At 48.3% G+C, this 25,891-nt stretch carries 27 protein-coding genes and 1 other RNA gene; 2 read left to right on the top strand and 26 right to left on the bottom strand.

The features are described from left to right. Positions 1–2: 2 nt before the first annotated feature. From ACRRNK_RS07380 to ACRRNK_RS07370, 3 genes are all read right to left on the bottom strand, one after another. On the bottom strand, positions 3–1,154 hold the full coding sequence (locus ACRRNK_RS07380; protein ID WP_433946113.1) for a cysteine desulfurase family protein: 1,152 nt from the start codon (positions 1,152–1,154) through the stop codon (positions 3–5). A gap of 101 nt (positions 1,155–1,255) precedes the next feature. Next, positions 1,256–2,008 (bottom strand): lytic transglycosylase domain-containing protein, encoded by a 753-nt coding sequence (locus ACRRNK_RS07375; protein ID WP_433946112.1) that lies wholly within the window; start codon positions 2,006–2,008, stop codon positions 1,256–1,258. Positions 2,009–2,157: 149 nt separating this feature from the next. Beyond that, positions 2,158–2,481: a hypothetical protein gene (locus tag ACRRNK_RS07370; protein WP_433946111.1), complete on the bottom strand. Its 324-nt coding sequence runs from the start codon at positions 2,479–2,481 to the stop codon at positions 2,158–2,160. 29 nt (positions 2,482–2,510) lie between these two features. Between ACRRNK_RS07370 and ACRRNK_RS07365 the strand changes: the two genes are divergently transcribed. After that, complete coding sequence (locus ACRRNK_RS07365; protein ID WP_433946110.1) at positions 2,511–2,672, top strand: hypothetical protein; 162 nt, start codon at positions 2,511–2,513, stop codon at positions 2,670–2,672. Positions 2,673–2,720: 48 nt separating this feature from the next. Here ACRRNK_RS07365 and ACRRNK_RS07360 read toward each other — a convergent pair whose 3' ends face one another. Next, the gene (locus tag ACRRNK_RS07360; RefSeq protein WP_433946109.1) at positions 2,721–2,954 is read right to left on the bottom strand and encodes a DUF1540 domain-containing protein; all 234 of its coding nucleotides are present in this window, start codon (positions 2,952–2,954) and stop codon (positions 2,721–2,723) included. 131 nt (positions 2,955–3,085) lie between these two features. After that, positions 3,086–3,586 (bottom strand): DUF3907 family protein, encoded by a 501-nt coding sequence (locus ACRRNK_RS07355; RefSeq protein WP_433946108.1) that lies wholly within the window; start codon positions 3,584–3,586, stop codon positions 3,086–3,088. Between the two features lie 256 nt (positions 3,587–3,842). Between ACRRNK_RS07355 and ACRRNK_RS07350 the strand changes: the two genes are divergently transcribed. Further along, positions 3,843–5,729, top strand: a complete 1,887-nt coding sequence (locus ACRRNK_RS07350) for a S8 family peptidase (protein WP_433946107.1) — start codon at positions 3,843–3,845, stop codon at positions 5,727–5,729. A gap of 69 nt (positions 5,730–5,798) precedes the next feature. Here ACRRNK_RS07350 and rnpB read toward each other — a convergent pair. The 21 genes from rnpB to floA all read right to left on the bottom strand — a co-directional run bounded on the left by rnpB (position 5,799) and on the right by floA (position 25,869). Continuing rightward, an RNA gene (gene rnpB, locus ACRRNK_RS07345) (RNase P RNA component class A) lies at positions 5,799–6,212 on the bottom strand. Between the two features lie 95 nt (positions 6,213–6,307). After that, a complete protein-coding gene (locus ACRRNK_RS07340; protein ID WP_433946106.1) occupies positions 6,308–7,423 on the bottom strand; it encodes a Nif3-like dinuclear metal center hexameric protein in 1,116 nt (371 codons plus the stop codon). Beyond that, a complete protein-coding gene (locus ACRRNK_RS07335) occupies positions 7,390–8,160 on the bottom strand; it encodes a tRNA (adenine(22)-N(1))-methyltransferase (RefSeq protein WP_433946105.1) in 771 nt (256 codons plus the stop codon). The genes ACRRNK_RS07340 and ACRRNK_RS07335 overlap by 34 nt, the downstream gene beginning before the upstream one ends. Further along, the gene (locus tag ACRRNK_RS07330) at positions 8,157–8,981 is read right to left on the bottom strand and encodes a hypothetical protein (RefSeq protein ID WP_433946104.1); all 825 of its coding nucleotides are present in this window, start codon (positions 8,979–8,981) and stop codon (positions 8,157–8,159) included. The genes ACRRNK_RS07335 and ACRRNK_RS07330 overlap by 4 nt, the downstream gene beginning before the upstream one ends. Positions 8,982–9,097: 116 nt before the next feature. Next, the gene (rpoD, locus tag ACRRNK_RS07325; RefSeq protein ID WP_127198107.1) at positions 9,098–10,231 is read right to left on the bottom strand and encodes an RNA polymerase sigma factor RpoD; all 1,134 of its coding nucleotides are present in this window, start codon (positions 10,229–10,231) and stop codon (positions 9,098–9,100) included. Between the two features lie 34 nt (positions 10,232–10,265). Then, the gene (gene dnaG / locus ACRRNK_RS07320; RefSeq protein WP_433946103.1) at positions 10,266–12,104 is read right to left on the bottom strand and encodes a DNA primase; all 1,839 of its coding nucleotides are present in this window, start codon (positions 12,102–12,104) and stop codon (positions 10,266–10,268) included. A 135-nt stretch (positions 12,105–12,239) separates the two neighbouring features. Beyond that, positions 12,240–12,695, bottom strand: a complete 456-nt coding sequence (locus ACRRNK_RS07315; RefSeq protein ID WP_433946102.1) for a YaiI/YqxD family protein — start codon at positions 12,693–12,695, stop codon at positions 12,240–12,242. Between the two features lie 114 nt (positions 12,696–12,809). Then, positions 12,810–14,888 carry a glycine--tRNA ligase subunit beta gene (gene glyS, locus ACRRNK_RS07310; RefSeq protein WP_433946101.1) on the bottom strand — a complete coding sequence of 693 codons (2,079 nt, stop codon included), beginning with the start codon at positions 14,886–14,888 and terminating at the stop codon, positions 12,810–12,812. Next, positions 14,881–15,768, bottom strand: coding sequence for a glycine--tRNA ligase subunit alpha (glyQ, locus tag ACRRNK_RS07305; protein ID WP_433946100.1), 888 nt, complete (start codon positions 15,766–15,768; stop codon positions 14,881–14,883). The genes glyS and glyQ overlap by 8 nt, the downstream gene beginning before the upstream one ends. A 153-nt stretch (positions 15,769–15,921) precedes the next feature. After that, a complete protein-coding gene (locus ACRRNK_RS07300) occupies positions 15,922–16,071 on the bottom strand; it encodes a hypothetical protein (protein WP_433946099.1) in 150 nt (49 codons plus the stop codon). 95 nt (positions 16,072–16,166) lie between these two features. Then, positions 16,167–16,919 carry a DNA repair protein RecO gene (gene recO / locus ACRRNK_RS07295; RefSeq protein WP_433946098.1) on the bottom strand — a complete coding sequence of 251 codons (753 nt, stop codon included), beginning with the start codon at positions 16,917–16,919 and terminating at the stop codon, positions 16,167–16,169. Positions 16,920–16,958: 39 nt separating this feature from the next. Continuing rightward, positions 16,959–17,096, bottom strand: coding sequence for a YqzL family protein (locus ACRRNK_RS07290; protein WP_433946097.1), 138 nt, complete (start codon positions 17,094–17,096; stop codon positions 16,959–16,961). Positions 17,097–17,197: 101 nt separating this feature from the next. Then, the gene (era, locus tag ACRRNK_RS07285; RefSeq protein WP_433946096.1) at positions 17,198–18,097 is read right to left on the bottom strand and encodes a GTPase Era; all 900 of its coding nucleotides are present in this window, start codon (positions 18,095–18,097) and stop codon (positions 17,198–17,200) included. Positions 18,098–18,474: 377 nt separating this feature from the next. Then, complete coding sequence (locus ACRRNK_RS07280; protein WP_433946095.1) at positions 18,475–18,849, bottom strand: diacylglycerol kinase family protein; 375 nt, start codon at positions 18,847–18,849, stop codon at positions 18,475–18,477. Beyond that, the gene (gene ybeY / locus ACRRNK_RS07275) at positions 18,849–19,346 is read right to left on the bottom strand and encodes an rRNA maturation RNase YbeY (protein ID WP_433946094.1); all 498 of its coding nucleotides are present in this window, start codon (positions 19,344–19,346) and stop codon (positions 18,849–18,851) included. Before ybeY ends, ACRRNK_RS07280 begins: the two co-directional genes overlap by 1 nt. Then, positions 19,318–21,609: an HD family phosphohydrolase gene (locus ACRRNK_RS07270; RefSeq protein ID WP_433946093.1), complete on the bottom strand. Its 2,292-nt coding sequence runs from the start codon at positions 21,607–21,609 to the stop codon at positions 19,318–19,320. The genes ybeY and ACRRNK_RS07270 overlap by 29 nt, the downstream gene beginning before the upstream one ends. Before the next feature lie 84 nt (positions 21,610–21,693). Beyond that, positions 21,694–22,665 carry a PhoH family protein gene (locus tag ACRRNK_RS07265; protein WP_433946092.1) on the bottom strand — a complete coding sequence of 324 codons (972 nt, stop codon included), beginning with the start codon at positions 22,663–22,665 and terminating at the stop codon, positions 21,694–21,696. A 6-nt stretch (positions 22,666–22,671) separates the two neighbouring features. Beyond that, on the bottom strand, positions 22,672–23,853 hold the full coding sequence (gene yqfD / locus ACRRNK_RS07260; protein WP_433946091.1) for a sporulation protein YqfD: 1,182 nt from the start codon (positions 23,851–23,853) through the stop codon (positions 22,672–22,674). Next, positions 23,850–24,143 carry a sporulation protein YqfC gene (yqfC, locus tag ACRRNK_RS07255; RefSeq protein WP_433946090.1) on the bottom strand — a complete coding sequence of 98 codons (294 nt, stop codon included), beginning with the start codon at positions 24,141–24,143 and terminating at the stop codon, positions 23,850–23,852. The genes yqfD and yqfC overlap by 4 nt, the downstream gene beginning before the upstream one ends. Positions 24,144–24,285: 142 nt before the next feature. Then, entirely contained in the window at positions 24,286–24,858 is a 573-nt protein-coding gene (locus ACRRNK_RS07250; RefSeq protein WP_433946089.1) for a hypothetical protein, read from the bottom strand. A gap of 12 nt (positions 24,859–24,870) precedes the next feature. Continuing rightward, positions 24,871–25,869 carry a flotillin-like protein FloA gene (gene floA, locus ACRRNK_RS07245; RefSeq protein ID WP_433946088.1) on the bottom strand — a complete coding sequence of 333 codons (999 nt, stop codon included), beginning with the start codon at positions 25,867–25,869 and terminating at the stop codon, positions 24,871–24,873. Positions 25,870–25,891 lie beyond the last annotated feature (22 nt).

The raw sequence follows: 25,891 nt of genomic DNA, 5'->3' as shown, positions 1-25,891 counted from the left end.
TATTAAAATCCACCTTTCAAATGACGAAGTCTGTTCACCGCTTTATTCAAAGTGGAGAGCAGAAGCTGTATATGCTGCTCTGTATGTTCTTCACCAAGACTAACCCGAATTCCACTTGAAGCGGCGGCCTGACCGGCTCCCATAGCCAGGAGAATACGACTGGGTTCGGCCGCTTTGGATGAACACGCAGACTTCGTTGAGACCATAAAGCCGTCTTCCTCCAGCATATGAAGCAATGCTTCTGCCTTCATTCCAGGAAGAGAAAAGCTAATAATATGCGGGGCTCCGCCATCCCGTGGTGAATTGAGGGCCACCTCCGGAATTTGAGTTAATCCTTCAATGAACTGATTGCGAAGAACACCCAGCTGAGATGATCTTGCTTGTACTCCTTCACCGGCAAGGCGAACCGCCTTAGCCATCCCCACCAGGCTCGGTACATTCTCGGTACCGGAGCGAAGTCCTCTTTCCTGACCACCGCCTGCCAGCAGCGGGAATAAGGACACTCCTTCTTTTATATATAAAAGACCTGTTCCCTTGGGGCCTCTTATCTTGTGTGCGGACAAGCTATACATGTCAATTCCGCTCTCCTTTAGAGATAGAGGAACCTTCCCATAGCCTTGAACACCATCGACATGAAACAGCACTTTAGGCCGTGTCTGATTAAGGCGAATGCCTATTTCCTTAACCGGCTGAATACTCCCCGTTTCGTTATTTACGTGCATAATCGAGACCAGGATCGTCTCGGGACGAACCGCATCCATGACTTGCTCTACAGTTACAGTGCCATCCTTATTTACTGGCAGGAAGGTGACTTCAAAGCCTAATAGCTGAAGCTGCTTAGCACATTCATATACGGAAGGATGCTCAATTTCCGTTGTAATAATATGATTCCCTCTGCTTCTATATTGTAATGCCGCTCCCTTGAGAGCCAGATTATTACTCTCTGTCGCCCCTGAAGTGAAGATAATCTCGGCGCTCTGAACGCCAAGCGAGGCTGCGCATACTTCCCGCGATCTCCTCAGCAATTTCTCGCTGTCCTCTCCTAGGCGATGAAGCGAGGAAGGGTTCCCATAATGTCTGGTCATCACTTCATACACGGTACGAAGAACTTCTTCGCTTGGCGGGGTTGTTGCGGCGTGGTCAAAATAATACATCTACATCCCCCCTCAGTCCATTGTAACAGATTTCCCATCTGTGCTGAAAAAGCAGCAAAAAAGCGTTCCACTTGAGTAGAACGCTCCATTATGAAAGTTCCCTATACCTCGTACTTGGCACGGGCCCGGGCGATTTTGGTGACATACTTCTGTGTCTCGACAGGGAGTAGATGAAGCTTCTCCATCAGTTCCTTATCATTGGAGATTCCGAGCTTCTTCAGGGTGCCAGGTCCGGCATTGTATGCGGCCATAGCGGTACTTATATTTCCGTCATAACGTTTGAGCTGATAAGAAATATATTTGGTTCCCCCATCAATGTTCTGGGCTGGATCAAAGGAGTTACTGACCCCCAAACCTTGAGCCGTACCATCCATTAATTGCATTAAACCCTTGGCCCCCGCGGAGGATAAAGAGTTCGGGTCGAAGGAGGACTCTGTATCAATAACGGCCTTAATCAAAGACTCGGGAACCCCGTAATCCCGGCTGGCTTTGCTAATCAAGTCATTATAAGCAGTCGGTTTAGAGCTGTGATCCACACTGTGATCAACTGGCACTGCTTGAGTAGACTGTACTCCCGAGTCAGCATCAACATGGCTTCCTTCTGTGTTTGCTTGCAAAAGCTGCCATAGCTGGCCATTCACATTAATCGTCTGCCCCAGGCTTAAAGCAGAGGAATAATCATTCTCCGAAGTGGCTGCTGAATCGGAATCCATGAGCTGCTGCAGCACCAAATTAAAAGCGGAATCACTTCCGCCTGTAGATGACGTATTCTGAAGGGCAGTACCCTGTAAATCGATTCCGCTCATGAGTTGAAGGTCAATCAACTGCTTAGCGGTACGCGGATCTATTTGCATGTAAAGTAGCTCCTCTTCTTAGTTCAAATCCTACCTTTTATTGTACATGCCTGTTAGTCTGATAACCAGTATTTTGGCAAAAAAAACAGGCCCTGATCTTTATATCGGACAGGGCCTGTTAAATATTGAGATTAACTCAGATGATTTCTTTAGCGTGTAAATGGAATCAAAAAGAAATAACTAAGTGTGGCGATAATACCAAGTCCTGCAGCCCAGGCTCCTGAAGTTCTTTTTCCCTGGCTGTATGCGTAGAACCCGAGGATAGCGGAAATGGGCCCTAGGATAATGGACCAAATGAACAGGGAGGCAATCCCCAGCGCTACACCTACGTATCCTGCTGTTCGGCCAGAAGCGGATTCTGTTGATGAATCGGCTGTATTATCATCCCGCACAGACCGTGCTCCTGTATAGGATACTCTCGGAGTGACCTCTGAGGCATACTCCTCTTGATGAGTTCTACGCGGATAATCCACACGGTTGTTGAACTGGCTGGAGGTTCCATATGTTGATGATGTTGATGATGTTGATGATGTTGTCGATGTTGATTGTGCTGGATGCGTTGGTGATGTTGTTGAAGTTGACCCTGCTGGATGCGTTGTTGATGTTGATTGTGCAGGATGTGTCGACGATGATGTCAATTGTGTTGATTGATGATCATCTTTGACTTCTTTTGGATATTCACTCATTGTGCACACCTCCGAGAATGGTCAATTTAGGATGATTTCGACTTTGGCTTGAACGTATGACAGCAGGTAGACGCGGAGGATCGGGCCGCGTCTTGATGGTCTGTGTCAAACGTCTCTCCTGCATACTCCTCGCGGTAGCTTGCAGCCGCATGCTGATCAATGTCAATCATAATCAAATCGGCTTTGCAGACGTTTTTTTCACCCCAATAATGACAGTTAGAGACACTGCACTTCACTATGGGCTTCTCGCCATTTGGCATGTTTATCACCTCAGGTACATTTTCTCCCCAGGCTAAGCCCCCTATTCAGAAGCTTATCTGTCAATTCAAAGCAAAAAAAAGATACCTTGAACAGGTATCTTCGAATCGTTGCTTATTTATAATTCTGTCCCTTAAACGTTCGCTTTCTGCATACGGCGTTGGGTCAGATAGTCACTTTCATAAAACGTGAGCTCATCACGGAGGTCTTCATATACTTTGGTTACGTCCAAAATGATGTCACGTGCAGCACGAACTGGCTTTTTGCGGAAACGGATTGCATCTTGTCCGGTATAAGCATAACGCCCATCTTCTGAGTAACTTTCATTTTTAGGATAGAAGAAACTGTTCACGCATTCATGATATACGTTGTAGAGCACTTTCTCTGCGGCTTCTTTATCGAAGTTAGCCCGGCGAAGTACAACACCCAATTTCTCATACACAACTTCTGATTTAACCAGAAGATGACGCAGGTCCGTCAGAAAGCCCTTGGAGAACCGAATTGATTCCTCATCTTGTTCGGGAGCGAGCTGCGTAAGTGAATTTTCGTTCAGAAACTGTTCCAGCTTAGGAATGGCAATCAAAAGTTTCTCTTTGGCGCTTTCGCATAATTGTTGGACATTGGTTTCAGGCATAAAACTGTTCTCCTTCCGTTCTGTCAAGCAAGAGCAATGGGTACAGCAAACACACTGAAAGTCACTGTGTTCTAAATCATAGTATCACAAAACAACTCAAAACGATATCCTTTCTTGTCCCCAATCGCTTAAATATTCTTGGGTTACCATCATTTGCTCCTGACTGGCGAACTGCTGTAGGAATAAAAAGGCGTGCCGTTTCTAACGCTATAGCTACATAGATATCTGATGGAACTTTTAAGGAGGCTTTCTGCCCATGTCAAAACGTAAATGGATCGCTGCGGGCTTAACAGGAACCGCTGCTCTCCTTGCAATATCCATGTTCCCTTCCAAGACCCCCGTGCACAATGAGGCAAAACCATCAGAATCCAGGGGTCCTCGTCAGGAACAGCATCTAAAGCAGCTCCTGCTCCAAAGAGATATGGTCGCTACGGACCGGATTGTGCGCCACGATGCCAGGAAGCACCTTAAGGAGCTGAGTCAAAAGCTTACACATTCACCCGAGCAGGTGAACAGTGCATACATCCGCAAGCTTCAGGATGAACACCAGCATCTCCTGTCACTCATATGGATTGACAGCAAGCATGAGCAAGAATTCAGGCACCCTTCCTTTACTCCGGGAAGCAAGGAGGATCAACAGGCCAAATCCTACTTACAGTTAGCCAAAAAGTCCCTTAACCGTAATCAGTCATACGAATCACCTGGCTTTCCTGCCGATAATCCGAAGTTTTTTGTAGCTGGAGAACCAGCTAAGAAGGGGGAGCAAGGTGTGATTGCTCTCTATAGCCTTGAAATTCTAGATAAAGTAAAGAATCACCAACACAAGAATCTTAGGCTGATTCCTTATCCAAAGGAAGGACGTTACAAAATGGAATCCTTCCATCCGGATACGTTAATGGATACGACAGTTAAGACCGGACAGGATAACGAGAATGCAAGCCATTATTACGAGAACGAGGTTGTAGTTACATTTCATAAGCCACCTACACAGGCTGCATTGAAACAGATTCGCAAGGACCTTGGCAGCATTATCCCGTATCAGAAAATTAATAATACGTACATTTTTCACGCCAGTAACAAAAGTATGAGCCAGCTACAAGCTTATTTCACCTCAAAGTGGAATCCTAAATTCGTAGAACCGCATTACCTGTATTTGACGAATGAGACTACACCCCAGACAGGAACTATGGAGGATACTACAGGAGCTCCAAACGACCTTCTTTACTCCGAGTATCAGTGGAACCTGCCTATTATTGAAACGACTAGAGGCTGGAATCTGACCAAGGGCAAGAGTGATGTCATTGTCGCTGTTGTGGATACCGGGGTCGACCTCTCACACCCGGATTTGAAAGGTCGTCTTCTCCCTGGTTATAATGTCATTTCTCCAAGCAACAAGCCGATGGATGATGTTGGTCATGGTACGCATGTATCCGGGATTATATCCGCTAAAGTTAATAACAACGAAGGGATTGCCGGAATGACGTGGGGGAATAAGGTCCTCCCTGTCAAAGCATTGGATGCTTCCGGTTCAGGTACAACTTATTCGGTTGCCCAAGGAATCATCTGGGCGGCTGATCATGGAGCAAAAGTCATCAATCTTAGTCTGGGTAACTATGCCGATGCCCAGTTCCTTCACGATGCTATCAAGTACGCCTATAACAAAGATGTCGTAATCATCGCCGCAACAGGGAACGACAATACCGAGAGACCGGGGTATCCCGCCGCTTATCCGGAAGTTCTCTCCGTATCGGCAACCGACTCGAAGCTGAATAAAGCTTCTTTCTCCAATTACGGGAATTACATTGACGTCATGGCCCCAGGCGAGAGTATTGCGAGCACCTATCCGCATAATCAATATGCAGCACTGTCCGGAACATCTATGGCCACCCCTCATGTCTCGGCCCTGGCCGCATTGATCCGTTCCATTAATCCGGATCTGCGTAACACGGAAGTAATGGATATCATTCGCAAGAATGTTATTGATCTTGGGGAGCCCGGCCGGGATAAATACTATGGATTTGGCCAGATTGATGTTCTGGCTGCCCTTCAGGCGGCTGGCAGCGGCCAGTCTCCGCTTCAGCTATGGCCTCAGCATATCCAGGATGAAATCAACAATCTTTTGCAAAAGAGAGTCCAGCCTTAATACAAAGAAGCCCCGATCCACGAGCAAATCATTCTTGATCTGCTAATGGATCGGGGCTTCTTGTTAGTTGAGGAAAGTTAGACGTAAGCCGGGTTCTGTGCTCTTTGGTGGTACGTACGGGAACTACCCTCCCACTACAAGCGACAATCATCTATCTAGGCCGTACATTGCTGCACAGCTCAAGCGACCAACCTAGACGCGCCTCGGGCTAAGGCTGTCTCCTCATAAAAGGAAACTGCGTCCCATTAGGTCTTGCTCCAGATGGGGTTTACCAGGAACGAAGTCACCAACGCTCCTCGGGGTCTCTTACACCTCGGTTCCATCCTTGCCTGATCCGTTCCCTGAAGAACGGCCATCGGCGGTCCATTTCTGTGGCACTATCCTTCGGCTCGCGCCGACTGGACGTTATCCAGCATCCTGCCCTGTGGAGCCCGGACTTTCCTCCCGCAAGACGAGCTTGCCGGCGATTGTCTGTCAAACTTCCCATGACTTGATCTAGTATACAGGCATTTCACGACCTGCACAACCCTAAATAACAGGGTCCGTTAGCGCAAAATGGCAATTTTGCGTCAATAAATTCACATAAATTGAAATGGTTCGGTATCGACTTTGGAGGCATGTACCTCTGTGCTATACCTTGACTCACCGAGCTTATCCTTCAGCCAGCCTGCAACCTTTTCCTTCATGATCTTCTCGGCATGATGCCCTGGGTCGATTATTGCGATTCCAGCTGCAAGCGCATCTTGAGCGGTGTGGAAATCCACATCGCCTGTTACCAGCACGTCAGCCCCGCGGAACTGAGCCTGCTTCCAGTAGCGGCCGCCAGAGCCGCCAAGTACGGCTGCTTTCTTGATCGGCCGGTTCAAATCACCCACGACGCGCACATGATCTACCTTCAATCCCGTCTTTACCCGGTCTACGAAATCTTTTAATAGAGCAGGCTCGCGAAGCTTACCTGTTCGGCCCAATCCCAGTGTTCTTCCCTTCAAGTCCATGGGATAGAGATCGTAGGCGACCTCTTCATACGGATGACTCTTAAGCATGGCTCCTATCACCTTGCTCCGGAGACTGCTTGGCACAATCGTCTCAATTCGAATCTCTTCAGCATGCTCCATCTTGCCTTGTTCACCGATAAAGGGATTGGTCCCTTCCTGCGGTACAAAGGTTCCATAGCCCTCGATATTAAAGCTGCAATGGCTGTAGTTGCCGATTGCTCCTGCACCAGCATTCAATACCGCATCTAGAACCTGTTTATGATGAGACTTCGGAACAAAGACAACCAGCTTGAATAATTTGTCCGTATGCACATTCTCCAGTGAATCAGAAGCCTCAATGCCAAGTGCCTCCGCCATCCAGTCATTAATTCCGCCCTCGGTCACATCCAGATTCGTATGGCTGATGTAGACAGCAATATCGTTCTTGATCAGCTTCTCATACAAACGGCCGGCCGGCGTATCTGTCTGGAGCTGGGCAAGAGGTCTGAAGATTATGGCATGATGAGCGATAATAAGATCTGCCTTAAGCTCTATAGCTTCCTGAACAACCGCATCCGTCACATCCAGGGTCACAAGTATGCTCTTAATCTCCTTCTGCAAGCTTCCCAGCTGCAGGCCAATCTTGTCATCAGGTACGGCCACATGCTTAGGAGCAAGCTGCTCCATCAGCCCTGTGACTGTCTGTCCTTTCGCATACATGTTAATATCTCCTTCCATTCTTCGATCTGCACTCTCATCTCTTCTTCCTTAACGCGTGATGCCTCAAGTTCCGATTTGGCAATTTGACTGCGAACCTTCATAAGTTTTGCAATTTCCGATTCCCATTTATCAAAAAATACTGGAGACGGACATTCGCTTAGCCTTGGTCCCATTAACAGCAGCCGTTCTTTGTTCAGGACCTGGCTGCATCCAGGGATAATCCGGTCTTGATACAGCTCACGATTAAGCGTTGCCGCCTCGTCCAGCCTGTCTGCCGTTAGAATCTCATAGATCTTGCCATCTTCTTCAAGAATATGTTCGGCAGACAAGTACCAGCCCTCATCCAGCAGCCACCGGCGTACCAGGTCTTCCCCAACATTAGGCTGCAAAATAAGCCGCTTCACCCCATTAAGCTTGGAAATCCCTTGGCTCAAAATCGAGACAATGAGCGCTCCGCCCATTCCAGCTATTGTAATTACCTCTACCTCACCCGAATCGATCACCTCAAGCCCATTACCTCTACGGACTGAAATTCTGCTGTTAAGCCCCGATTGCGCCACCTGCCGCTTCGCCGCTTCATATGGCCCTTCATTAACCTCTCCCGCTACCGCGGAAGCCGCTTGTCGACTATGTATTGCGGCCACAGGCAGCAATGCGTGATCTGAACCAATATCTGCGAACCGGCAGCCCGGAAGCAGTTGATCGCATATTTGTTGTAATCTTGCCGATAGTTTCATTTAGACACCCACACAATCCATTTTTTTCGAAGAAAATATAAAATTATAAACGCTCCAGCAATTTTGAACAGACATAATAAGGCCATTCCGCTTGGAACATGCTCACTCATTAGAAGCATATCCGCTTCAGGCATGAACCAAACCGTAACTCCAACCGCAAAAAACACCTGGGCAATCCGCTTGATTCTGTGATGAGCCAACCAGCAAAGCCAAATCATCACTACACTGAGCGGAAGCCAGAACAACTGCATCATCAGCCAGGAAGCATCAGGATGAATTCGCTCAAGCATCACGCCATACAGCAGGATGAAACAGACAAATCCGCAGTAATTGAGGATTCCTAGATTCAGGAAATAACCGGCAATCCACCAGATCAATCCGCATATTCCGATCAGTCCAGCGACGCCTCCCGCACTGAGCCAATCCTGAAGCCACAAAGTCCAGCCGCCCATACCAAGTAAAATAACACTTCCAATCGAAGCAAGAAGCAGCGCGCCCACCTTCTTCTTCGGTCTAATCACAGCAGCAAAGGTATAGCAGATGGACGTAACCAGCAGAGCGATAGCCATTTGCAATGGCCATGGAAAAAGGCTAAAATAAAATCCAATGAAGAAAATTAAGGATATAATACCAAAACCTAGAAGCCATGTTCGCATGCTTCCCTGCTGGATTGCACCCAGAGAGAATGTTCTTTTGGAAGCCTGGGTCTCTTCTTCGTGGTACAGATTCTCAAGAAAATCACAATACTGTTCCGGAAGAAGCCGGTTCGTGCGCCAATAATCAATCTCTTTTAAAATAATTTCGCGTCTTTCAGGATTCAAATGTCCCTAACCCCCACATGCAAGCGAATGAGATACTGCAATCATTATAGATGACCCTGATTCAGAAAAAAAGACCTGACTGCACATGCAGAAAGGTCTTGGATACCATGGTGTGTCTATTCGAGGAAATCCTTAAGCCGCTTGCTGCGGCTAGGGTGACGAAGCTTCCGAAGTGCCTTGGCCTCAATTTGGCGAATTCTTTCCCTTGTAACCCCGAACACTTTACCTACTTCTTCAAGCGTTCTGGTCCGGCCATCATCCAATCCAAAACGGAGGCGAAGCACATTTTCTTCCCTTTCCGTCAAGGTGTCCAGGACATCCTCCAGCTGCTCCTTAAGCAGCTCATAAGCCGCCGCATCAGCAGGAGCAAGAGCTTCCTGATCCTCAATAAAGTCACCAAGATGTGAGTCATCCTCTTCCCCGATAGGTGTCTCCAGAGATACAGGCTCCTGGGCAATCTTCATAATTTCGCGGACTTTCTCGACACTGAGCTCCATCTCTGCAGCGATTTCTTCAGGAGCAGGCTCGCGGCCTAATTCCTGCAGCAGCTGGCGGGACACGCGAATTAGCTTGTTAATCGTCTCCACCATATGCACCGGTATCCGTATGGTTCTGGCCTGGTCGGCAATCGCGCGAGTAATCGCCTGACGAATCCACCAGGTCGCATACGTACTGAATTTGAAGCCCTTCTTGAAGTCGAACTTCTCCACCGCTTTGATGAGCCCCATATTCCCTTCCTGGATGAGGTCCAGGAACAGCATTCCACGTCCTACATAACGTTTGGCTATACTTACCACGAGACGAAGATTTGCCTCAGCCAGCCGGCGTTTAGCTTCTTCATCGCCTTCCTCTATCCGCTTGGCAAGCTCGATTTCATCATCACCCGACAGGAGGGGAACACGTCCTATTTCCTTCAGATACATCCGGACGGGGTCGTTGATTTTGATACCCGGAGGAAGAGAAAGATCGTCATCAAAGTTGAAATCATCCTTATCCTCACGTTCACGATCATCATCGCCTGGACGGGAAATAAGCTCCTCATCACTTTCATTGGATACATCGATACCCAAGTCACCTAATTGTTCAAAAAACTCATCCATTTGTTCAGGATCCTGATCGAAGGGGGATAATTTCTCAACAATCTCCTTATAGGATAATGAAGATTTCTTCTTGCCCTTCTCAATTAGCTGATCCTTCACCTGATCGAGTGTTAGTTCCGTTTCTAGTTCAGCATGCTGATCATTTGCCATTCCCTCGACTCCCTCCTCCCTAGAAACATCCGCGCTATTTCTCGTTCATCTGTCTCTCTAGGGCTATAATCTCACTTGCTATTTGTGCAGCACCCATGAAGTCACCTGCACGTTCCGCAGAGATCATCTGTTCCTTCTTATGTTCAATCTCTTGCCGAATCGGATATTTCCGGATTTCACGGATACAGTCATCCAATTCCTGAACCGTCCATTCCTGCGGCGTTTCCATCATCGCGATCGAGCTTACGGTCTTCTCAAGCCGGTCATCCTGTAATGAAGAAATAAATCGGCTTGCATCCGGGCTCTTTCCCTGTGCGTAATATGCGTATAGATAAGCAGCAACTGCCGCATAATCTTCAATATTGAAACTGTCTCCAAGGCGTTGATTGACATAGGTCGCAACCTCTTCATCCTGGAGCATAAATGACAGCAATCTTCGCTCAGCGGCATGATATGCCGGGAGTAATACAGGAGCTTCCGCTTGCCCTTTTTTATGCCTACCATTATTCCACCTTTTAGGGTTATTATCCCCGCCCTGCTCCATTTTTTGCAGATCGGTACGGAGCTGATTACATTCCTGCTTCAAGCTCTCGAAAGACACCTTAAGATCTGCCGATAATTCCTTCAAATATATTTCTCTCTCCGTAGGAGATTCAATGGGCGCGATCACTTCCAGAGCTTCCTTAATAAAGGGAACCTTGGCGTCTTCACCTGCTCCTAGCATTATATGGTTCTTTTTTAGGTTTATAAGCTTAAATTTTATAGAGGATACGTTGCCTTCAATGACCTGCCGTATGAATCGTTCAGCTCCGTACTTCTGTATGAACTCATCCGGATCCAGTCCCTCACTAAGAACAGATATCTTGACTTGAAACCCAGCCGCTTCGAGTATAGGAATGCTCTTGAGTGCTGCAGCTTGTCCAGCGTTATCTCCGTCATAACATACAATAACTTCGTCAGCCAGATTTCGCAGTATGGCCGCATGGCTTTCAGTCAAGGCGGTTCCCATCGTGGCAACTCCGTTATGAACCCCCGCTTCAGAAGCACTGATCACATCTCCATAACCTTCAAACAAAACAATTTGCCCGGTCTTTCGGATCGCCGATTTAGCTTGATGCAGATTGTAAAGGGTACGGCTCTTAATAAACAGCTTGCTCTCGGGAGAGTTCAGATATTTCGGTTGTCCTTCACCCAATATTCGGCCCGCAAAAGCTATTACCTTCCCTGTCCGGTTATGAATCGGAAAAATAATGCGATCTCTGAACCGATCTACAAATCCGGAGCCATCTTGTCTTGAAGCCAGTAATCCGCCACGCTCCATCGCGCCGAGATCAAAGGATCTTTTGTCCAGAAACTGAACGAGTGTATCCCAGCGTGCAGGAGCATAACCAATTTGGAACTGGTCTATCGCTTTGTCAGTGAAACCTCTTGCTTTCAAATACTCCATGGCCGGTCTGCCATGCTCTGTATTCTTCAGAAGGAAATGATACAGCTTGGCACTCCATTCATGGGCTTGCAGCAGCGCATCCAGCTCAGGATTACGCGGGGTATGGTCGATGCCAGCGGCATCCTTGAAAGGAATATTCGCATCCTCCGCCATCACTCTAACCGCTTCTGGAAATGATAATCCTTCGATTTCCATCCTGAACTTTATGGCATTTCCACCCATCCCGCAGCCATAGCAATGAAAGATCTGCCGCTCAGGCGTTACCGTAAAGGACGGTGTCTTCTCGGAGTGAAACGGACAAAGACCTTTTAAATATTTCCCCTGCTTGGTCAGATGAACATGCTTGCTAACTGTATCCACGATATCATGCTGTCTTAGCACAGATTCAATGATCTCTTCCGGAATTGTCCCCCGTCCGGTACTCATCTTAACCACCTTCATCTCTATGAATTGAATGAACTAAAGACTCCTCAAACTGATTGCTCATTCTCAAGAGAAAATGTTATATGGATGGGCTTAGGTTTTGCTGCACATTCCATTTAACACGTAAGTTATAATTCGCTAAATTCCAGCGTTCTCCTGCAAATCTACTAAAACTTTTGTCAATTCCTGCTGGAATACCTGCCGGTCCTCATCCGTAAAAGGTTTGGGTCCCTTGGCATATTTACCGCCTCTTCTTGCCTTGGCATGGTGATGCCTCCGCTCAAGCAAATAGTCAATATTGCCACTATTATAGCTCTCACCACGGGGAGAAAGCACAGCGCAGGACTTGGCTAGCGCTAGAGCAGCTAGACCATAGTCCTGCGTAATGACAACATCTCCTGAAACAATATGATTGGCGATAAACAAATCGGCACTCTGGGAACTCCGGTCCACCTGGATTACGGAGACCCCTTCTTCGGAACGAAGAACGTGATCGTAGGATGATACCATAAGGACCGGTACATTCATACTCCTGCCGGTCCGGCTGATCTCATCTTTTACAGGACAGGAATCTCCATCCACTACAATTCTCATTGCCTTCGCTCCCGCCCTTTGTCAAGTGTACTCCGATTTATTATATGGTTCCTGCTTATTTATTATATACGTGAATTCAAAGCTATTTCCTGCTGCCCACGCGCAGAACTTATTCTAAGCCCAGACCAGCTTGCTGAAATCGGCAAATGTCTTCAAATCCTCTTCAATCGCCGCCAGGAGCGCAAGGCGGTTGTTCCGGATCTGCTCATCCTCAGCCATAACCATTACGGAATCGAAGAAGCCTGTGATGCTTGGCTTCAAGCTGCTGAGCAGCTCAAGCGCGCCAGCTGAATTACTCTCCGACAGCTGCTCGCGGTAATCACCCGACACCTTCTGCCATGCAGAATACAAGTTCTTCTCTGCCTCTTCCTGAAGCAGATCAGATCTGACTTTCTCAGCGGATGCCTTGGAGGCGAGATTGCTTACACGGCTAAAGGATTCAACCGTAGTCTTGAAGTCTGAATCCGCATTTACCGTCTCCATTAATGCCGCTCCGCGTGCTACAACAGAGACAACATCATCATAACCCGCAGCAATTACCGCATCGACCACATCATAACGTAGGGTGTCTGACAATGTCTTTTTGACACGAAGCCCGAAGAAATCAAGCAAATCCTTACGAATCTCAAGAACAGAACGCTTCAGATTGCCCTTATCCTCGTGAACGTCCAGTGCGATTGCAAAAATGTCTGAAAGCAGCAATGGCAGCTTATGTTCCAGAACAATCTGTACAATACCCGCAGCCTGACGACGAAGTGCGTAAGGGTCTTGGGATCCGGTAGGGATGATGCCGATTGAGAAGCAGCCGGCAATCGTATCCATTTTATCCGCAATGCTGACAATCGCGCCAACCATGGATGCAGGTACGGCATCACCAGCAAATCTAGGCTGATAATGCTCGAAGATACCTTTGGCCACCACTTCGGGTTCACCAGCTTTGCGGGCATAGTCTTCTCCCATTACACCTTGAAGCTCTGGGAATTCATATACCATTTGAGTAACCAAATCGAATTTGCAAATTTCAGCTGTACGGCTTACCTCTTCCGCTGCCCCTGTCTCCAGATTCAGTTTCTCGGACAGGCTGTCCGCGATCCGACGAATACGGCGAACTTTATCGCCAACGGTTCCTAGCTCCTCGTGGAAGACAATGGTTTCAAGCTTGGACAGAGCATCCTTAATCTGCATCTTCTGATCTTCTTCATAGAAGAATTTAGCATCAGACAGACGTGCGCGAAGAACCTTCTCGTTCCCTTTAGCAATTGTCTCGAGAGCGACCGAACCGCCATTTCGAACAGTTACGAAGTAAGGAAGCAGTGAACCTTGACTATCAAGCACAGGGAAATACCGTTGATGCTCACGCATAGAAGTAATGAGTACTTCCTGCGGAATGTTCAGGAAAGATTCCTCAAAGGTTCCGAACAGTACGGTAGGCACCTCTACTAGGAACAGCACTTCTTCCAGCAAATCTTCTTTGACGGCAATATTCCAGCCCTTGGACGCTGCGAGCTCTTTAATTTGAGAAGTAATCAGTTGTTCCCGCTCATTCACATCCACAATTACATGCTGGGCACGCAGAGCCTCGGCGTAGGCGGATGGTTCTGTAATCACAGTGTCTGTACCAAGGAAGCGATGACCCCGGGTCACATTACCTGATTTCACACCGGTAATCTCGATGTCCACAATCTCCTTGCCGAACAGAGCGACAATCCAGCGGATAGGACGAACGAATTTGAAATCATAACTGCCCCACCGCATATTTTTCGGGAAAGTCATCGATTGAAGAATACCCAGAAGCCCCTCTGCCAATACAGTTGAGGTCTCCACGCCCGTGGTACTCTTGCTCACATAGATATATTCGGTACCGCCCAGTTCTTTAAAAGTGAACTGTTCTGGATCTACGCCTTGACTGCGAGCGAAGCCAAGCGCTGCTTTGCTCCACTGGCCGTTCTCATCAAGTGCGATTTTGCGGGAAGGGCCCTTTACTTCTTCATGAACATCCTCCTGCTTCTCGGCAACTTCTTGAACAAGCACCGCGAGACGTCTTGGCGTAGCAAAAGCCTGAACTTCCCCATGTGTGATACTTGAGTCTGCCAGCCATTTAACCATACGGTCTTTAAGCTGATTCATCGCAGCGCGAATGAACCGGGCAGGAACTTCCTCCAGTCCAATTTCAAACAATAAATCCTTAGCCATGGGTAACTCCCCCTTTCTTCAGCAGCGGGAAGCCCAGCTTCTCGCGTTCCTCCATATAAGTCGCTGCCACTTGACGGGCAAGGTTACGTACACGGGTGATATAGCCAGTTCTTTCGGTTACACTGATTGCACCGCGTGCATCCAGCAAGTTGAACGTATGCGAACATTTCAGTACATAATCATAAGCCGGAAAGACCAAATGCTCTTCCATCGCCTTGCCTGCTTCCTGCTCATACATGTTGAACAGCGTGAACAGCATCTTGGTATCAGATACCTCGAACGTATATTTGGAATGCTCGAATTCCGGGTGCTTGAACACATCACCGTAAGTAATTCCGTTCACCCACTCCAGATCGAACACGTTCTCTTTCTCTTGAATGTAGGAAGCAAGACGCTCCATACCATAAGTAATTTCAACAGCTACAGGGCTTGTCTCAATCCCACCAACTTGCTGGAAGTAGGTGAACTGGGTAATTTCCATACCGTCAAGCCATACTTCCCAGCCAAGACCCGCGCAACCCAAGGAAGGGTTCTCCCAGTTGTCTTCCACAAATCTGATGTCATGCTGAAGAGCATCTATTCCAAGTGCCTTCAAGCTGTCCAAATAGATTTCCTGAATATTGTCCGGGGATGGCTTAATAATGACCTGGAACTGGTGATGCTGATACAACCGGTTCGGGTTCTCCCCATATCGTCCATCCGACGGTCTCCGGGATGGCTCCACATATGCCACCTTCCAAGGCTCTGGGCCAAGAGAACGCAGGAAGGTCATCGGGTTCATTGTACCCGCACCCTTCTCCGTGTCATAAGGCTGCACGATTATGCAGTTCTGTTCGGCCCAGAACTGCTGCAGTGTAAGGATCATTTGCTGAAAATTCATGAACACCATTCTCCTTTACGTATTTATTGGACGCAGTGAGCGGGATTTGACTTACAACCATTAAGAACAGTAAAAAGCTCCCGACCCTACGCCTGTTGTACAGACATAGGGACGAGAGCTGATCCCGCGGTTCCACCCTACTTGATACAGCTGCTATACGGGGGTAACCCCAGCTATTGCTGTATCCACTTTTCCGTTCGCTTCATGCTCCCGGGTGCCATTTTCATGAATTCGTCCTTTCGGGCTTACACCATCCCCGAATCGCTTAATCCAAGAACCGCAATCCATTACTTTCCCGTTCAACGCATGTTCTCTTTGAGAGAATTTCTAATCCATAATAAATGATTTCATGATGTTAGTCAAACTCTGAGAGCAAGCTTTGACTTCATCTGCCTTAGCTATTCCAGTTCATATTTATCCAGCTGATCCAAAAAACGCTGCGATTTCAAGTTAAGACCAAGCTGAGCATCCATAAAAGCGCGCATAACCACTTTCATTTCAGCTTTCGTGCTGTCTTTGACATCAATATTCCCAAGGCGCCTCAGATCAAGCTTGGCGAATAACCTAAGCAGCTTCAGCGTCCCCGGCGTAACCGTCATCGCCGCGGGGTCGTGATGCTTGCATCTTCGGCATAGTACACCGCCGAGACGTGGGCTGACGACTGCCGGGTCGTTCTCGTTGCCGCACGATACGCATTGATCGAGGACAGGCCCATAGCCTGCGGCTTGAAGTATTTTCATTTCGAACAAATGCACGGTAACCTGTGGATCTTTTCCCGATGATAAAGCCTCAAGGCAAGCCTTCAGCTGATTGAACCAGAACGCCCCAACTTCTTCATCCTGGAGTGTCCGATCCAGCAGCTCGCAAGCATAAGAAGCATAAGCAGTTAAAATAAGATCTTCACGTAAAAGATGGTGAGATTCCAGAATCTCACCTTGATTTAAAGTACCAAGTCCGTTTCCCGTTCGGAAAAACAGATATTCCCCATTTGTAAAAGGCTGGGTCAGCGCAGCATGGCGGCTTTTCGATTTCTTAGCTCCCCGCACAAGCACCCCGATTTTGCCATGGGTGGCCGTGCAAATCGTAATAATCTTATTCCCCTCACCGTAATCCATGCTGCGGATGACTATCCCCTCCACCCTGTAAAGCATGTACCCTCCCCCAAGCTGATCTTGACTTTCACAAAGCGGTTAATTCGCTTCCTCTTCAAGGATCAATTCATCCACGGCTTCCGGTTCCTGTTCTGCATGGACAGTGGCCGCTTTATAAAGCAGGTAGGCATCGACATCCCCACTGTTCGTAAAATAATTCCACGAGAAATCACGCATACGTACACATCCCCTCTCAGAAAATGACGCTGCATTTACGAGATTAGGATGTGCTGTGGAATCCGAACTATGTGTTGCAATAACTCCCAGTATACAAATTCCTAGGAGTTCTTGTGGAAGCCAAGGTCCTTCAGAACACGCTCCTGATTACGCCAATCTTTCTTGACTTTAACCCACAATTCCAAGAAGATCTTGGAGCCCAGCAGGTTCTCGATGTCGTGTCTGGCCAATCGGCCGACTTCCTTGAGCATGGCCCCTTGTTTGCCAATAATGATGCCTTTCTGTGAATCCCGTTCAACATAAATAACCGCCGAGATATGAACGACTCCATTATTCTCCACTTTCATATCCTCAATCGTAACCGCGATAGAGTGCGGAACCTCCTCACGTGTATTCTGAAGGATCTTCTCCCGGATCAACTCGGCGCATACGAACTGCTCCGGGTGATCCGTGATCTGATCATCCGGATAATACTGCGGTCCTTCTGGCAAATATTTAGCGATCTGATCCAGCATCGTGCCCACGTTGTTACCATGCATCGCAGAGATCGGAATGATCTCGGCAAAATCGTTCAGCTTACGATATTCCTCGATCAGAGGCAGCAGCTGCTCGGGCTCTATTTTGTCAATTTTATTGAGGATCAGAATGACCGGAGTACGGATACCTTTCAAGCGCTCAATAATGAACCGGTCACCGCCTCCAAATCCTTCCGAGGCATCGGCAAGGAATAACACGGCTTCAACTTCGCCTAAAGTGTTAAGCGCAGTCTGATTCATGAAATCACCCAGTTTGGACTGGCGTTTATGAATTCCCGGGGTGTCCAGGAACACGATCTGCAGTTCTGGAGTCGTATATACCCCATGGATTTTGTTACGCGTGGTTTGCGGTTTATCGGACATAATTGCAATTTTCTGCCCGATGACTTGGTTCATTAATGTCGATTTGCCCACATTAGGGCGCCCGACGATGGCAACGAAGCCGGATTTGAATTTAGGTGTCATTGGAATACTCCTTTTTTTTGTAAAAACATTTCTTTTCATACCCACCCAAACCCTCCCTGCTTAGGGAGGGCCCCAAGGGCTCTGCCCTCTGGACACCCTGTGGTTTGGCGGAATGTGGGTAGCTTGGTGCGCCTGGGCTGCTGTTGGTGCGTTGAGCCGCTTGCCGCCCCTGCGGGGCACGCTTTACTTGCGGCGCTCCTGCCGGCACTTTGAGAATGTGTGCGATGAGCCGCTTGTCGTCCCTGCGGGACACGCTTTACCTGTGGAGCACCGGCGGGAGCGGGTTTGTGCTGCTCCGTGCTGGGAGCCGCTGTCCCTGCGGGATGCGCTCTACTTCCGAGCCATGTTAGAGTCTCAAAACGCAGTTGTATAATTGGTTACTTTCCTGAAAACCACTCGAGTACGGGGGCGTAGAACAGGACAATACCGATGATCACTGCAAAGATCGCTGAGACGAGAACGGCGCCAGCGGCAGTGTCCTTGGCGGCTTTGGCCAGAGGATGGAGATCCGGGCTTGTTAGATCGACCACCGACTCGATGGCGGTGTTGATAAGCTCCAGCGCAATGACGAGTGCGATTGTTAGCAGCAGAATGGCCCACTTGACCGGTGTTAAATGGAAAAAGGCGGCCGCACCGGCCGCCAGCACCGCGCAAATGACATGAACGCGTAAATTGCGCTGTGTTTTGAGCCCGTACCCTATGCCTTCAATTGCATAACGGAATGTGGAACTCCATGTATGACTTCGCTTCATTAGCGTACGAGGCCGACCTGTGAGAGAGCAGCTTCCTGCTTGGCCATCATTTCAGCTTCGCTGGCTTCATCCTGATGGTCATAGCCCAGCAGATGCAGGAAACCGTGTACGAACAAAAAGCCGATTTCCCGCTCAAGCGAGTGTCCGTATTCCTCACTTTGCTCTTTAGCCCGTTCTACTGAAATAATAATATCTCCAAGTACATCCGGAATATCATCCAGACTCTGACCCTCTTCGAGTTCGTACAGAATCTCCGGTTCTTCATCCACGGATTCATTCATCGCAAAAGATAATACATCCGTTGGCCGGTCAATCCCCCGGTATTCCTTGTTCAGCTCATGGATGGCTTCGTTATTGACGAAGGTGAGATCCACCTCTCCATCAACTATTCCTTCGGCCTCACCTGCTATATCCAGAGCTTTTTCAAGCAATTCTATTAATTCCTGACTGATCTCAAAATCTTCCTGCTCATTGTTCCAAGCCAGCTTCAGACCCACTCACTTCACGCCCCTTGTCTTTCTCATCATTTCCTTTTGGCTTCTTAATCTCCTCCGGATATTCGATCCGTGAATGGAAGATGCCCATTACCGTTTCTTTCAACGTCTTGGCGATCACATCAAGCTCCCGCATTGTCAGATCACACTCGTTGAACTGATGGTCATCAAGACGGCTTTTTATAATCTTCTCAATCATGGATTCGACCTGCTCAACCGTAGGTTTGCGAAGCGATCTTACCGCGGCCTCAACACTATCGGCAATCCCGACAACCGCGGCTTCCTTCGATTGTGCCTTCGGACCTGGATAACGGAAATCTGTCTCCGTAAAGTCAGGCTCAAGCCCCTGCTCCTCAGCAATTTTAAGCGCTTTGTGATAAAAGAAATGCAGGAAGGTAGTTCCGTGATGCTGTTCGGCGATATCCCGAATCGGTTTGGGCAACTTATATTCCTTAAGCATTTCCACTCCATCCCGCGCATGGGCCACAATGATCGACTTGCTCAGCTTGGGATCAATAAAATCGTGCGGGTTCTCAATATTGTTCTGATTCTCAATGAAATAGCTCGGCCGCTTCGTCTTCCCAATGTCGTGATAATACGATCCGACTCTGCAGAGCAGCCCGTTCGCACCAATGGCTTCCGCCGCCGCTTCAGACAGATTGCCGACCATAACACTGTGATGATAGGTTCCAGGCGTCTCCGTAAGCAGCTTCCTTAGCAGCGGATGATTAGGATTGGACAGCTCCACCATCTTGAGGGCGGAGAGAATTCCGAATGATACCTCAAAGAATGGCATCAGACCAATGACCAGAATCGTGGTCAAGAGCCCACCGGCAAAAGCGAATCCAATCGCATACAGCGTATTAGACTGTGTCCAGCCATTCTCGTTAAGCAGAACAAGGGTGAACACAGACAGGGATCCAAACAGGCAGACCATAATTCCCGCCTTAAGGATTGTGGAACGCTGACTGGCACGGTGAATCGAGAATATGGATACGAACGATATAATGACCGCGAAGAAGCCAAAATGGAAGTCAAAAATCTGCCCTTGATGGCTGTTCAATATTATACTTGCCAAAATTCCTAGCACGATTGAGCTGATGTAAGCCAGCGGGATATCGATCAGCAGGGTAATCAGCATAGCTCCTGTAGCGATCGGGGCTAGATACCCGATATAAGGGCGCTGCGGGCTCTGCAGAATATTAACCACATGGATAGATAAAATCGTGATCGCAAAGATTAGTAGCAGCATGGTCAGCTGTACATTGTTATATTTGAACCTGGCGGCTCCCTCGGATTGGCGCATATACATAATAAGACCGAAACCGAACAGAAGCGACATCAGCAGCAGGCCCAGCTGAGGCCAGTAGTTGACTTCATCCTTTAGCAGCCCGTTCTGATCCAGCAGGTTATACATTTCCTCGGTAATACGCTCACCCTTGGCGACAAGCACATCCCCCTGTTTAATATACACGGGTTCGGTACTCTCTCTAGCCATCACCTTGGCTTCCTTAGTCGCCTCATCATCCCTGAAATTATTTGGTGTAATCACCAGCCGTATGAGCTCCTGAACCACCTCACGGGAGATTCGCTTACTCAGCATACTGGAATTAACCTGCTCAGCTACCTTAGCGCGTACCGCAGGAGCCTCGGTAACCTGATCACTCATGAGCCGGGATACAATATCCTTCGCTACAGGCTTCATTTCACTGATGTCCTCAGGTGTAAGACGAGGAATCTTGATAAATGTCTCTTCAGAAATATGATAAGCCTGTTCATTAATCCGTTTCTTCATCTCTTCCAGCAGAGATTCCGAATAGGTTGAAGACAGCTTATTGTTCAAAATAAAACTCTGAGCGTATTCCTGAGCCTTGCTGGGAAGCTCCTGCCGGTAGATCGAAGTCTTGTCCTCTCTCGAGACCTGATCATCCTGATTCAAACGCAGAATCCGGTCAAGAATCTGGGCAATGAGCACTTCATTACGAAGCGGCACGATTTTGTAAATATCCTTCTGCTTCTCAGCTGCCTGCTCCTGTGCCTTGAGCGTCGCTTTGTTATTGGGAATCTGGACGGGTGCCAGAATTTCTTTGTCACTAGGCTGCCCAATAACAATATTGTAGCGTTCAGGCAAAAGCTTTGGAGCCAGACTGACATAAAATAAAACAACAAACAGCAAAAACAGAACATAGCGTACAGGTACGCTATGTTTCCATCCTGCCGTTCTGGATTGAAATGTACTGCTTTTCGACTTTTCCTTCGAGGTCATAGAACAGCCCTCTCTATCTTCTGAAAGTACCTAAATATTTGTGGGAATTCTCTCTTTAGATCGACGGTTGCTCCCCTTGAGCTGCTAGTCCTGATTCTCTGCAGCCTGGTCGTAAGCGATAATGATTTTCTGAACAAGCGAGTGACGTACTACATCCGACTCATCGAAATAGACGAAGCCGATTTCATCGATATTCTTAAGAACGGACTTGGCTTCAACCAATCCGGATTTCTTGCCTCTAGGCAAATCAATCTGGGTTACGTCCCCGGTGATTACCATTTTAGAGCCAAAGCCGAGACGTGTAAGGAACATTTTCATTTGCTCAGGCGTTGTATTCTGGGCTTCATCCAAGATAACGAAAGCGTCATCAAGGGTTCTCCCGCGCATGTAAGCAAGAGGAGCAATCTCGATTAGTCCTCTCTCCAGAGCCTTGGCGGTCTGTTCAGGTCCCATTACATCATACAGCGCATCATACAAGGGACGCAGATAAGGATCTACTTTCTCTTGCAAATCACCAGGAAGGAAGCCTAGGCTTTCTCCGGCCTCTACGGCAGGTCTTGTAAGTACGATCCGCTTGACCGAGCCTTCCTTCAGCGCTGTGATGGCTAGAACTACAGCCAAATAGGTTTTGCCGGTACCAGCTGGGCCTACTCCAAATACAACGTCTCTTTTCTTGATGGTTGTGACATAGTGCTTCTGCCCAATTGTCTTCACGCGGATCGGCTTGCCTCTGTAAGTTATCGCAACCTCACCTTTATATAAATCAAGCAGTTGGTCAGCGCGTAAGTCTAGGGCGAGATCAATCGCATACAGCACATCGCGTTCAGTGAGAATGTACCCATTACGAATGAGCTGCAGAAGGACCTCGAACAGCTGCTGAACCACATCAACGCTTCTTCTCTCTCCGCGAATCGTAATCTCCGACTCCCGCGAAACCACTTGTACTTCTACTTTCTCCTCAACCAGCTTAAGAAAAGTATCCTGAGGGCCGAATAAAGACAGCCCCTCTGCTGCGCTTAGCAGCGGTATCTTGATGCTTACGGTTTGCTCTGACAAATAGCCTCATTCTCCTTGATCGTGAACTATCGGAAGTTCTTCCGCTATATTCTGTTCCACTTCAAAAAGCACTTTCATATAAACTTTACCATTGTCTGTCTTCTCATGCAAAATTTTTTGCTGTATAATTTGAGCGTCTGCTCCGTTTTTCGCCAAGATATCAAGCTTCGCTCTTTCAAGTCCACGTGTCACCGTCTGCTCCACGGATTGTTTAGTCTCAAGCTCCGTAACCTCCATCACGTCTTCGGACATCCAGCCTATAGGCAGCTTCCAGTGTCTCCAGGTCAGCGGATCGAGCTGGGTAAGCGTCTGCGATTGTTCATACCCTACTTTGCCGTAGCCCCAGATCTGAATAGCCGTGCTGCCAAAATAAAGATACCCCTTCTCTTTCTTCTCTCCCGTATAGACCTTCTGCTTGCGCACAAGCGGTGCCTCAATCGTATACTCATGCCAGACAAGACCCCGTACATCTCCTTTAGCTACCACAGCTTGTTCGCCCTGGATTCCTGAAATTAGTGTAGCTCCCTTCTTCACATGATCATTCTTCGATACCTCTGGCTGTCCTCTCTCGGCAAAAATATGTGTCACTACGGCATCTGACTTACTGATAAGATGTCTTGGGCTGAGGAGCTCCGTATTTTTGGGCTGCGCCGCCTCCACCACTTCAATCGTAACCTTGGTCCCTGTCTTTGAAACGCCAACCCAGGAGGTTCCGCTGAGTTTTCTTGTCAAATCCTTGGAGAGCTTGTCCTGTTCGGGCAGACGATAGATCCACTGAAACGGATAGATCCCCTCCTCTTTGGCCGCAAGCAGAATATCCTCGGTTGGAATTTTCACATTCCCTTTCACCTCAACATCCCACACCATGGAAGAGAATCCAAAGATCATGAGGAAAAAAAGGATAAAACCGACGATAAACCATTTTCGTTTAAATACCCGGTTCCAAAAAAAGGGCAGTCCGTCTCTCTGATCCACATGCACTCGGCAGCTTGTCTTCTTGAGGAGCGGGCGAAGCCGGTAATAATCGGAGATAACAACCTCCATCTCAAGACGATTAGGCCCCAGTGATTTGAGATTCCATACCTCAATCCGCTCTCTGGCCAGTTCATTTACAAACGCTTCAATGCGCTGCCCTCGAATGGTTACCCTCACCGAACCGCGTAATTTGCTTAATCCCGGTGTCTTCATCGTTTCTCCCCCGTTCCAAGATACTGGATTGCTGCTATATCACCCTCAATTAACACTTCTTCAGGCATAATCGCTTTTATAACTAGACTGCTGCCCACTACCGAAAGAGAGCCCTCCGGAAGTGCCAGTCTCAGATTATCTGGTGCGAAATGCAGGACACCGCGATGATTCTCAATCAGCAACTGCTTGTTGCCAACCATCGTGAGCCTCGGCAGATCCATTACGAGATCCTGAGGGAGGTCGAGAATATCGACCGACCATTTGCGTAGTTTGCGGGTAAAACGGCTCATCGGCAGTCCTCCTTCCCATACTGTACAAATTATGCGGGAGAATGCAGATTTATGAGGGTTAGGAATCTTTTTTCGGGCGAAGGAAGCTCGGGACTTATACAAAAGAAAGAGGGCTGATCCAAATGGATACAGCCCTCAAAACTTATCTTTTAAACATATACGGACGCTTCGCACGAGGCTTACCTAGAATTTCAGCCCAGACAACTCCTTCTGCCAACTCGCTTGCTTTCAAAGAAGATGTACCTTCACCTAAGGTAGATGAGGACCCAGACCCTGGGAGATTCTTACGCTTCAGTTCACGGACAAGGGAGCGGTTGGTTCGTTCAAGCTGTTCAAGCTTGCGCTGCAAGCTAATAATTTCAGCTGCCTCCCGACCTTCCTCAATTTCCGCGGACTTTTGACCAATTGAATTCTCCTCATGCTCCGCCCAGTTCACGGAAGGACTCAGAATATTCCTCCCCCATTCATCCAGTGTCTGATCTGACGCTCGGCCCGGTTCATTAGCTTGCCCAACAGACTGAAGAGTGCTAGGGCCAGTATTTTCGGGCTGCCCGCCAACCTTAGGCTCTTGGCCTGAGCCCCCTCCGAAAGTAGGCATCCGGTTAGAACCGCCACCCTGAATCTTGCCCTTCTTACCCAGCATAGACAAGATCGCAAATCCGATTACAATGACCAGATAAAGATGGCTCTGCACCCATTCCAGCAGATCATTCATTTAGAGCACCGCCTATTCGTCATCCTTGGTTGAAGAAGATGGGTCACCTGGCTTGCTGATGGAGCTGCGCATATTGGTATCAGCTTCGATATTTTTGAGATTCATATAATCAAGTACTCCAATCTGACCGCCCCGGAGAGCCTCAGCCATAGCCAGGGGAACCTCGGATTCCGATTCCACAACGCGAGCACGCATCTCGACAACGCGGGCCTTCATTTCCTGCTCTTGGGCTACAGCCATAGCCCTGCGTTCCTCAGCCTTGGCCTGGGCAATCCGCTTATCCGCCTCAGCCTGCTCTGTCTGCAGGAATGCACCGATATTTTTACCTACATCTACGTCCGCAATATCAATCGAGAGAATTTCAAATGCTGTTCCTGCATCGAGTCCTTTATTCAGAACTGTTCGAGAAATCATATCGGGGTTCTCCAGTACATCTTTATGCGAGTTACTTGAACCCACCGTGGTGACAATACCTTCACCAACACGTGCGATAATGGTCTCTTCACCGGCACCCCCGACCAAGCGGTCAATGTTCGCACGTACCGTAACCCGTGCTTTAACTTTAACTTCAATCCCGTCCTTTGCGACTGCCGCGACAACCGGAGTCTCGATGACCCTTGGATTAACGCTCATCTGAACGGCTTGCAGCACATCACGTCCAGCCAGATCTATGGCCGCGGCCCGTTCAAACTCCAGCGGAATATTCGCGCGCTGAGCAGCAATCAGGGCATTGACTACCCGGTCCACGTTACCACCGGCCAGGTAATGGCTCTCGAGCTGGTTAATCGATAGACCCAGACCAGCTTTATGAGCCTTGATGAGCGGATTAACGATTCGAGCCGGCGTAACCCGGCGAAGTCTCATAGCGACCAAGGTTAATATACTGATCCTCACTCCAGATGCAAGTGCGGAAATCCACAGCATCACCGGGAAGAAGCTCAAGAAGACGCTCAGCACAATAATGGCGATTACCACAATGAGAAGTATTCCAACAAATGATGAATCCAACATACAGTGTATCAGCTCCTAAAGT

Origin of the sequence: Paenibacillus sp. SN-8-1, from assembly GCF_050995535.1 — a bacterium.
In the GTDB taxonomy this organism is placed as follows: Bacteria; Bacillota; Bacilli; order Paenibacillales; family Paenibacillaceae; genus Fontibacillus.
Note: the sequence above shows the minus strand (reverse complement) of the source record. Positions and strands in the feature narration are given on the sequence as shown.

Excerpts from the sequence above, each read along its gene's own strand:
- ACRRNK_RS07380 (WP_433946113.1), bottom strand. The coding sequence starts at position 1,154 with ATGTATTATTTTGACCACGCCGCAACAACCCCGCCAAGCGAAGAAGTT.
- ACRRNK_RS07375 (WP_433946112.1), bottom strand. The coding sequence starts at position 2,008 with ATGCAAATAGATCCGCGTACCGCTAAGCAGTTGATTGACCTTCAACTC.
- ACRRNK_RS07365 (WP_433946110.1), top strand. The coding sequence starts at position 2,511 with ATGTTGATGATGTTGATGATGTTGATGATGTTGTCGATGTTGATTGTG.
- ACRRNK_RS07360 (WP_433946109.1), bottom strand. The coding sequence starts at position 2,954 with ATGCCAAATGGCGAGAAGCCCATAGTGAAGTGCAGTGTCTCTAACTGT.
- ACRRNK_RS07355 (WP_433946108.1), bottom strand. The coding sequence starts at position 3,586 with ATGCCTGAAACCAATGTCCAACAATTATGCGAAAGCGCCAAAGAGAAA.
- ACRRNK_RS07350 (WP_433946107.1), top strand. The coding sequence starts at position 3,843 with ATGTCAAAACGTAAATGGATCGCTGCGGGCTTAACAGGAACCGCTGCT.
- ACRRNK_RS07340 (WP_433946106.1), bottom strand. The coding sequence starts at position 7,423 with ATGTATGCGAAAGGACAGACAGTCACAGGGCTGATGGAGCAGCTTGCT.
- ACRRNK_RS07335 (WP_433946105.1), bottom strand. The coding sequence starts at position 8,160 with ATGAAACTATCGGCAAGATTACAACAAATATGCGATCAACTGCTTCCG.
- rpoD (WP_127198107.1), bottom strand. The coding sequence starts at position 10,231 with ATGGCAAATGATCAGCATGCTGAACTAGAAACGGAACTAACACTCGAT.
- dnaG (WP_433946103.1), bottom strand. The coding sequence starts at position 12,104 with ATGAGTACCGGACGGGGGACAATTCCGGAAGAGATCATTGAATCTGTG.
- ACRRNK_RS07315 (WP_433946102.1), bottom strand. The coding sequence starts at position 12,695 with ATGAGAATTGTAGTGGATGGAGATTCCTGTCCTGTAAAAGATGAGATC.
- glyS (WP_433946101.1), bottom strand. The coding sequence starts at position 14,888 with ATGGCTAAGGATTTATTGTTTGAAATTGGACTGGAGGAAGTTCCTGCC.
- glyQ (WP_433946100.1), bottom strand. The coding sequence starts at position 15,768 with ATGAATTTTCAGCAAATGATCCTTACACTGCAGCAGTTCTGGGCCGAA.
- recO (WP_433946098.1), bottom strand. The coding sequence starts at position 16,919 with ATGCTTTACAGGGTGGAGGGGATAGTCATCCGCAGCATGGATTACGGT.
- ACRRNK_RS07290 (WP_433946097.1), bottom strand. The coding sequence starts at position 17,096 with ATGCGTGATTTCTCGTGGAATTATTTTACGAACAGTGGGGATGTCGAT.
- era (WP_433946096.1), bottom strand. The coding sequence starts at position 18,097 with ATGACACCTAAATTCAAATCCGGCTTCGTTGCCATCGTCGGGCGCCCT.
- ACRRNK_RS07280 (WP_433946095.1), bottom strand. The coding sequence starts at position 18,849 with ATGAAGCGAAGTCATACATGGAGTTCCACATTCCGTTATGCAATTGAA.
- ACRRNK_RS07270 (WP_433946093.1), bottom strand. The coding sequence starts at position 21,609 with ATGACCTCGAAGGAAAAGTCGAAAAGCAGTACATTTCAATCCAGAACG.
- yqfD (WP_433946091.1), bottom strand. The coding sequence starts at position 23,853 with ATGAAGACACCGGGATTAAGCAAATTACGCGGTTCGGTGAGGGTAACC.
- yqfC (WP_433946090.1), bottom strand. The coding sequence starts at position 24,143 with ATGAGCCGTTTTACCCGCAAACTACGCAAATGGTCGGTCGATATTCTC.
- ACRRNK_RS07250 (WP_433946089.1), bottom strand. The coding sequence starts at position 24,858 with ATGAATGATCTGCTGGAATGGGTGCAGAGCCATCTTTATCTGGTCATT.
- floA (WP_433946088.1), bottom strand. The coding sequence starts at position 25,869 with ATGTTGGATTCATCATTTGTTGGAATACTTCTCATTGTGGTAATCGCC.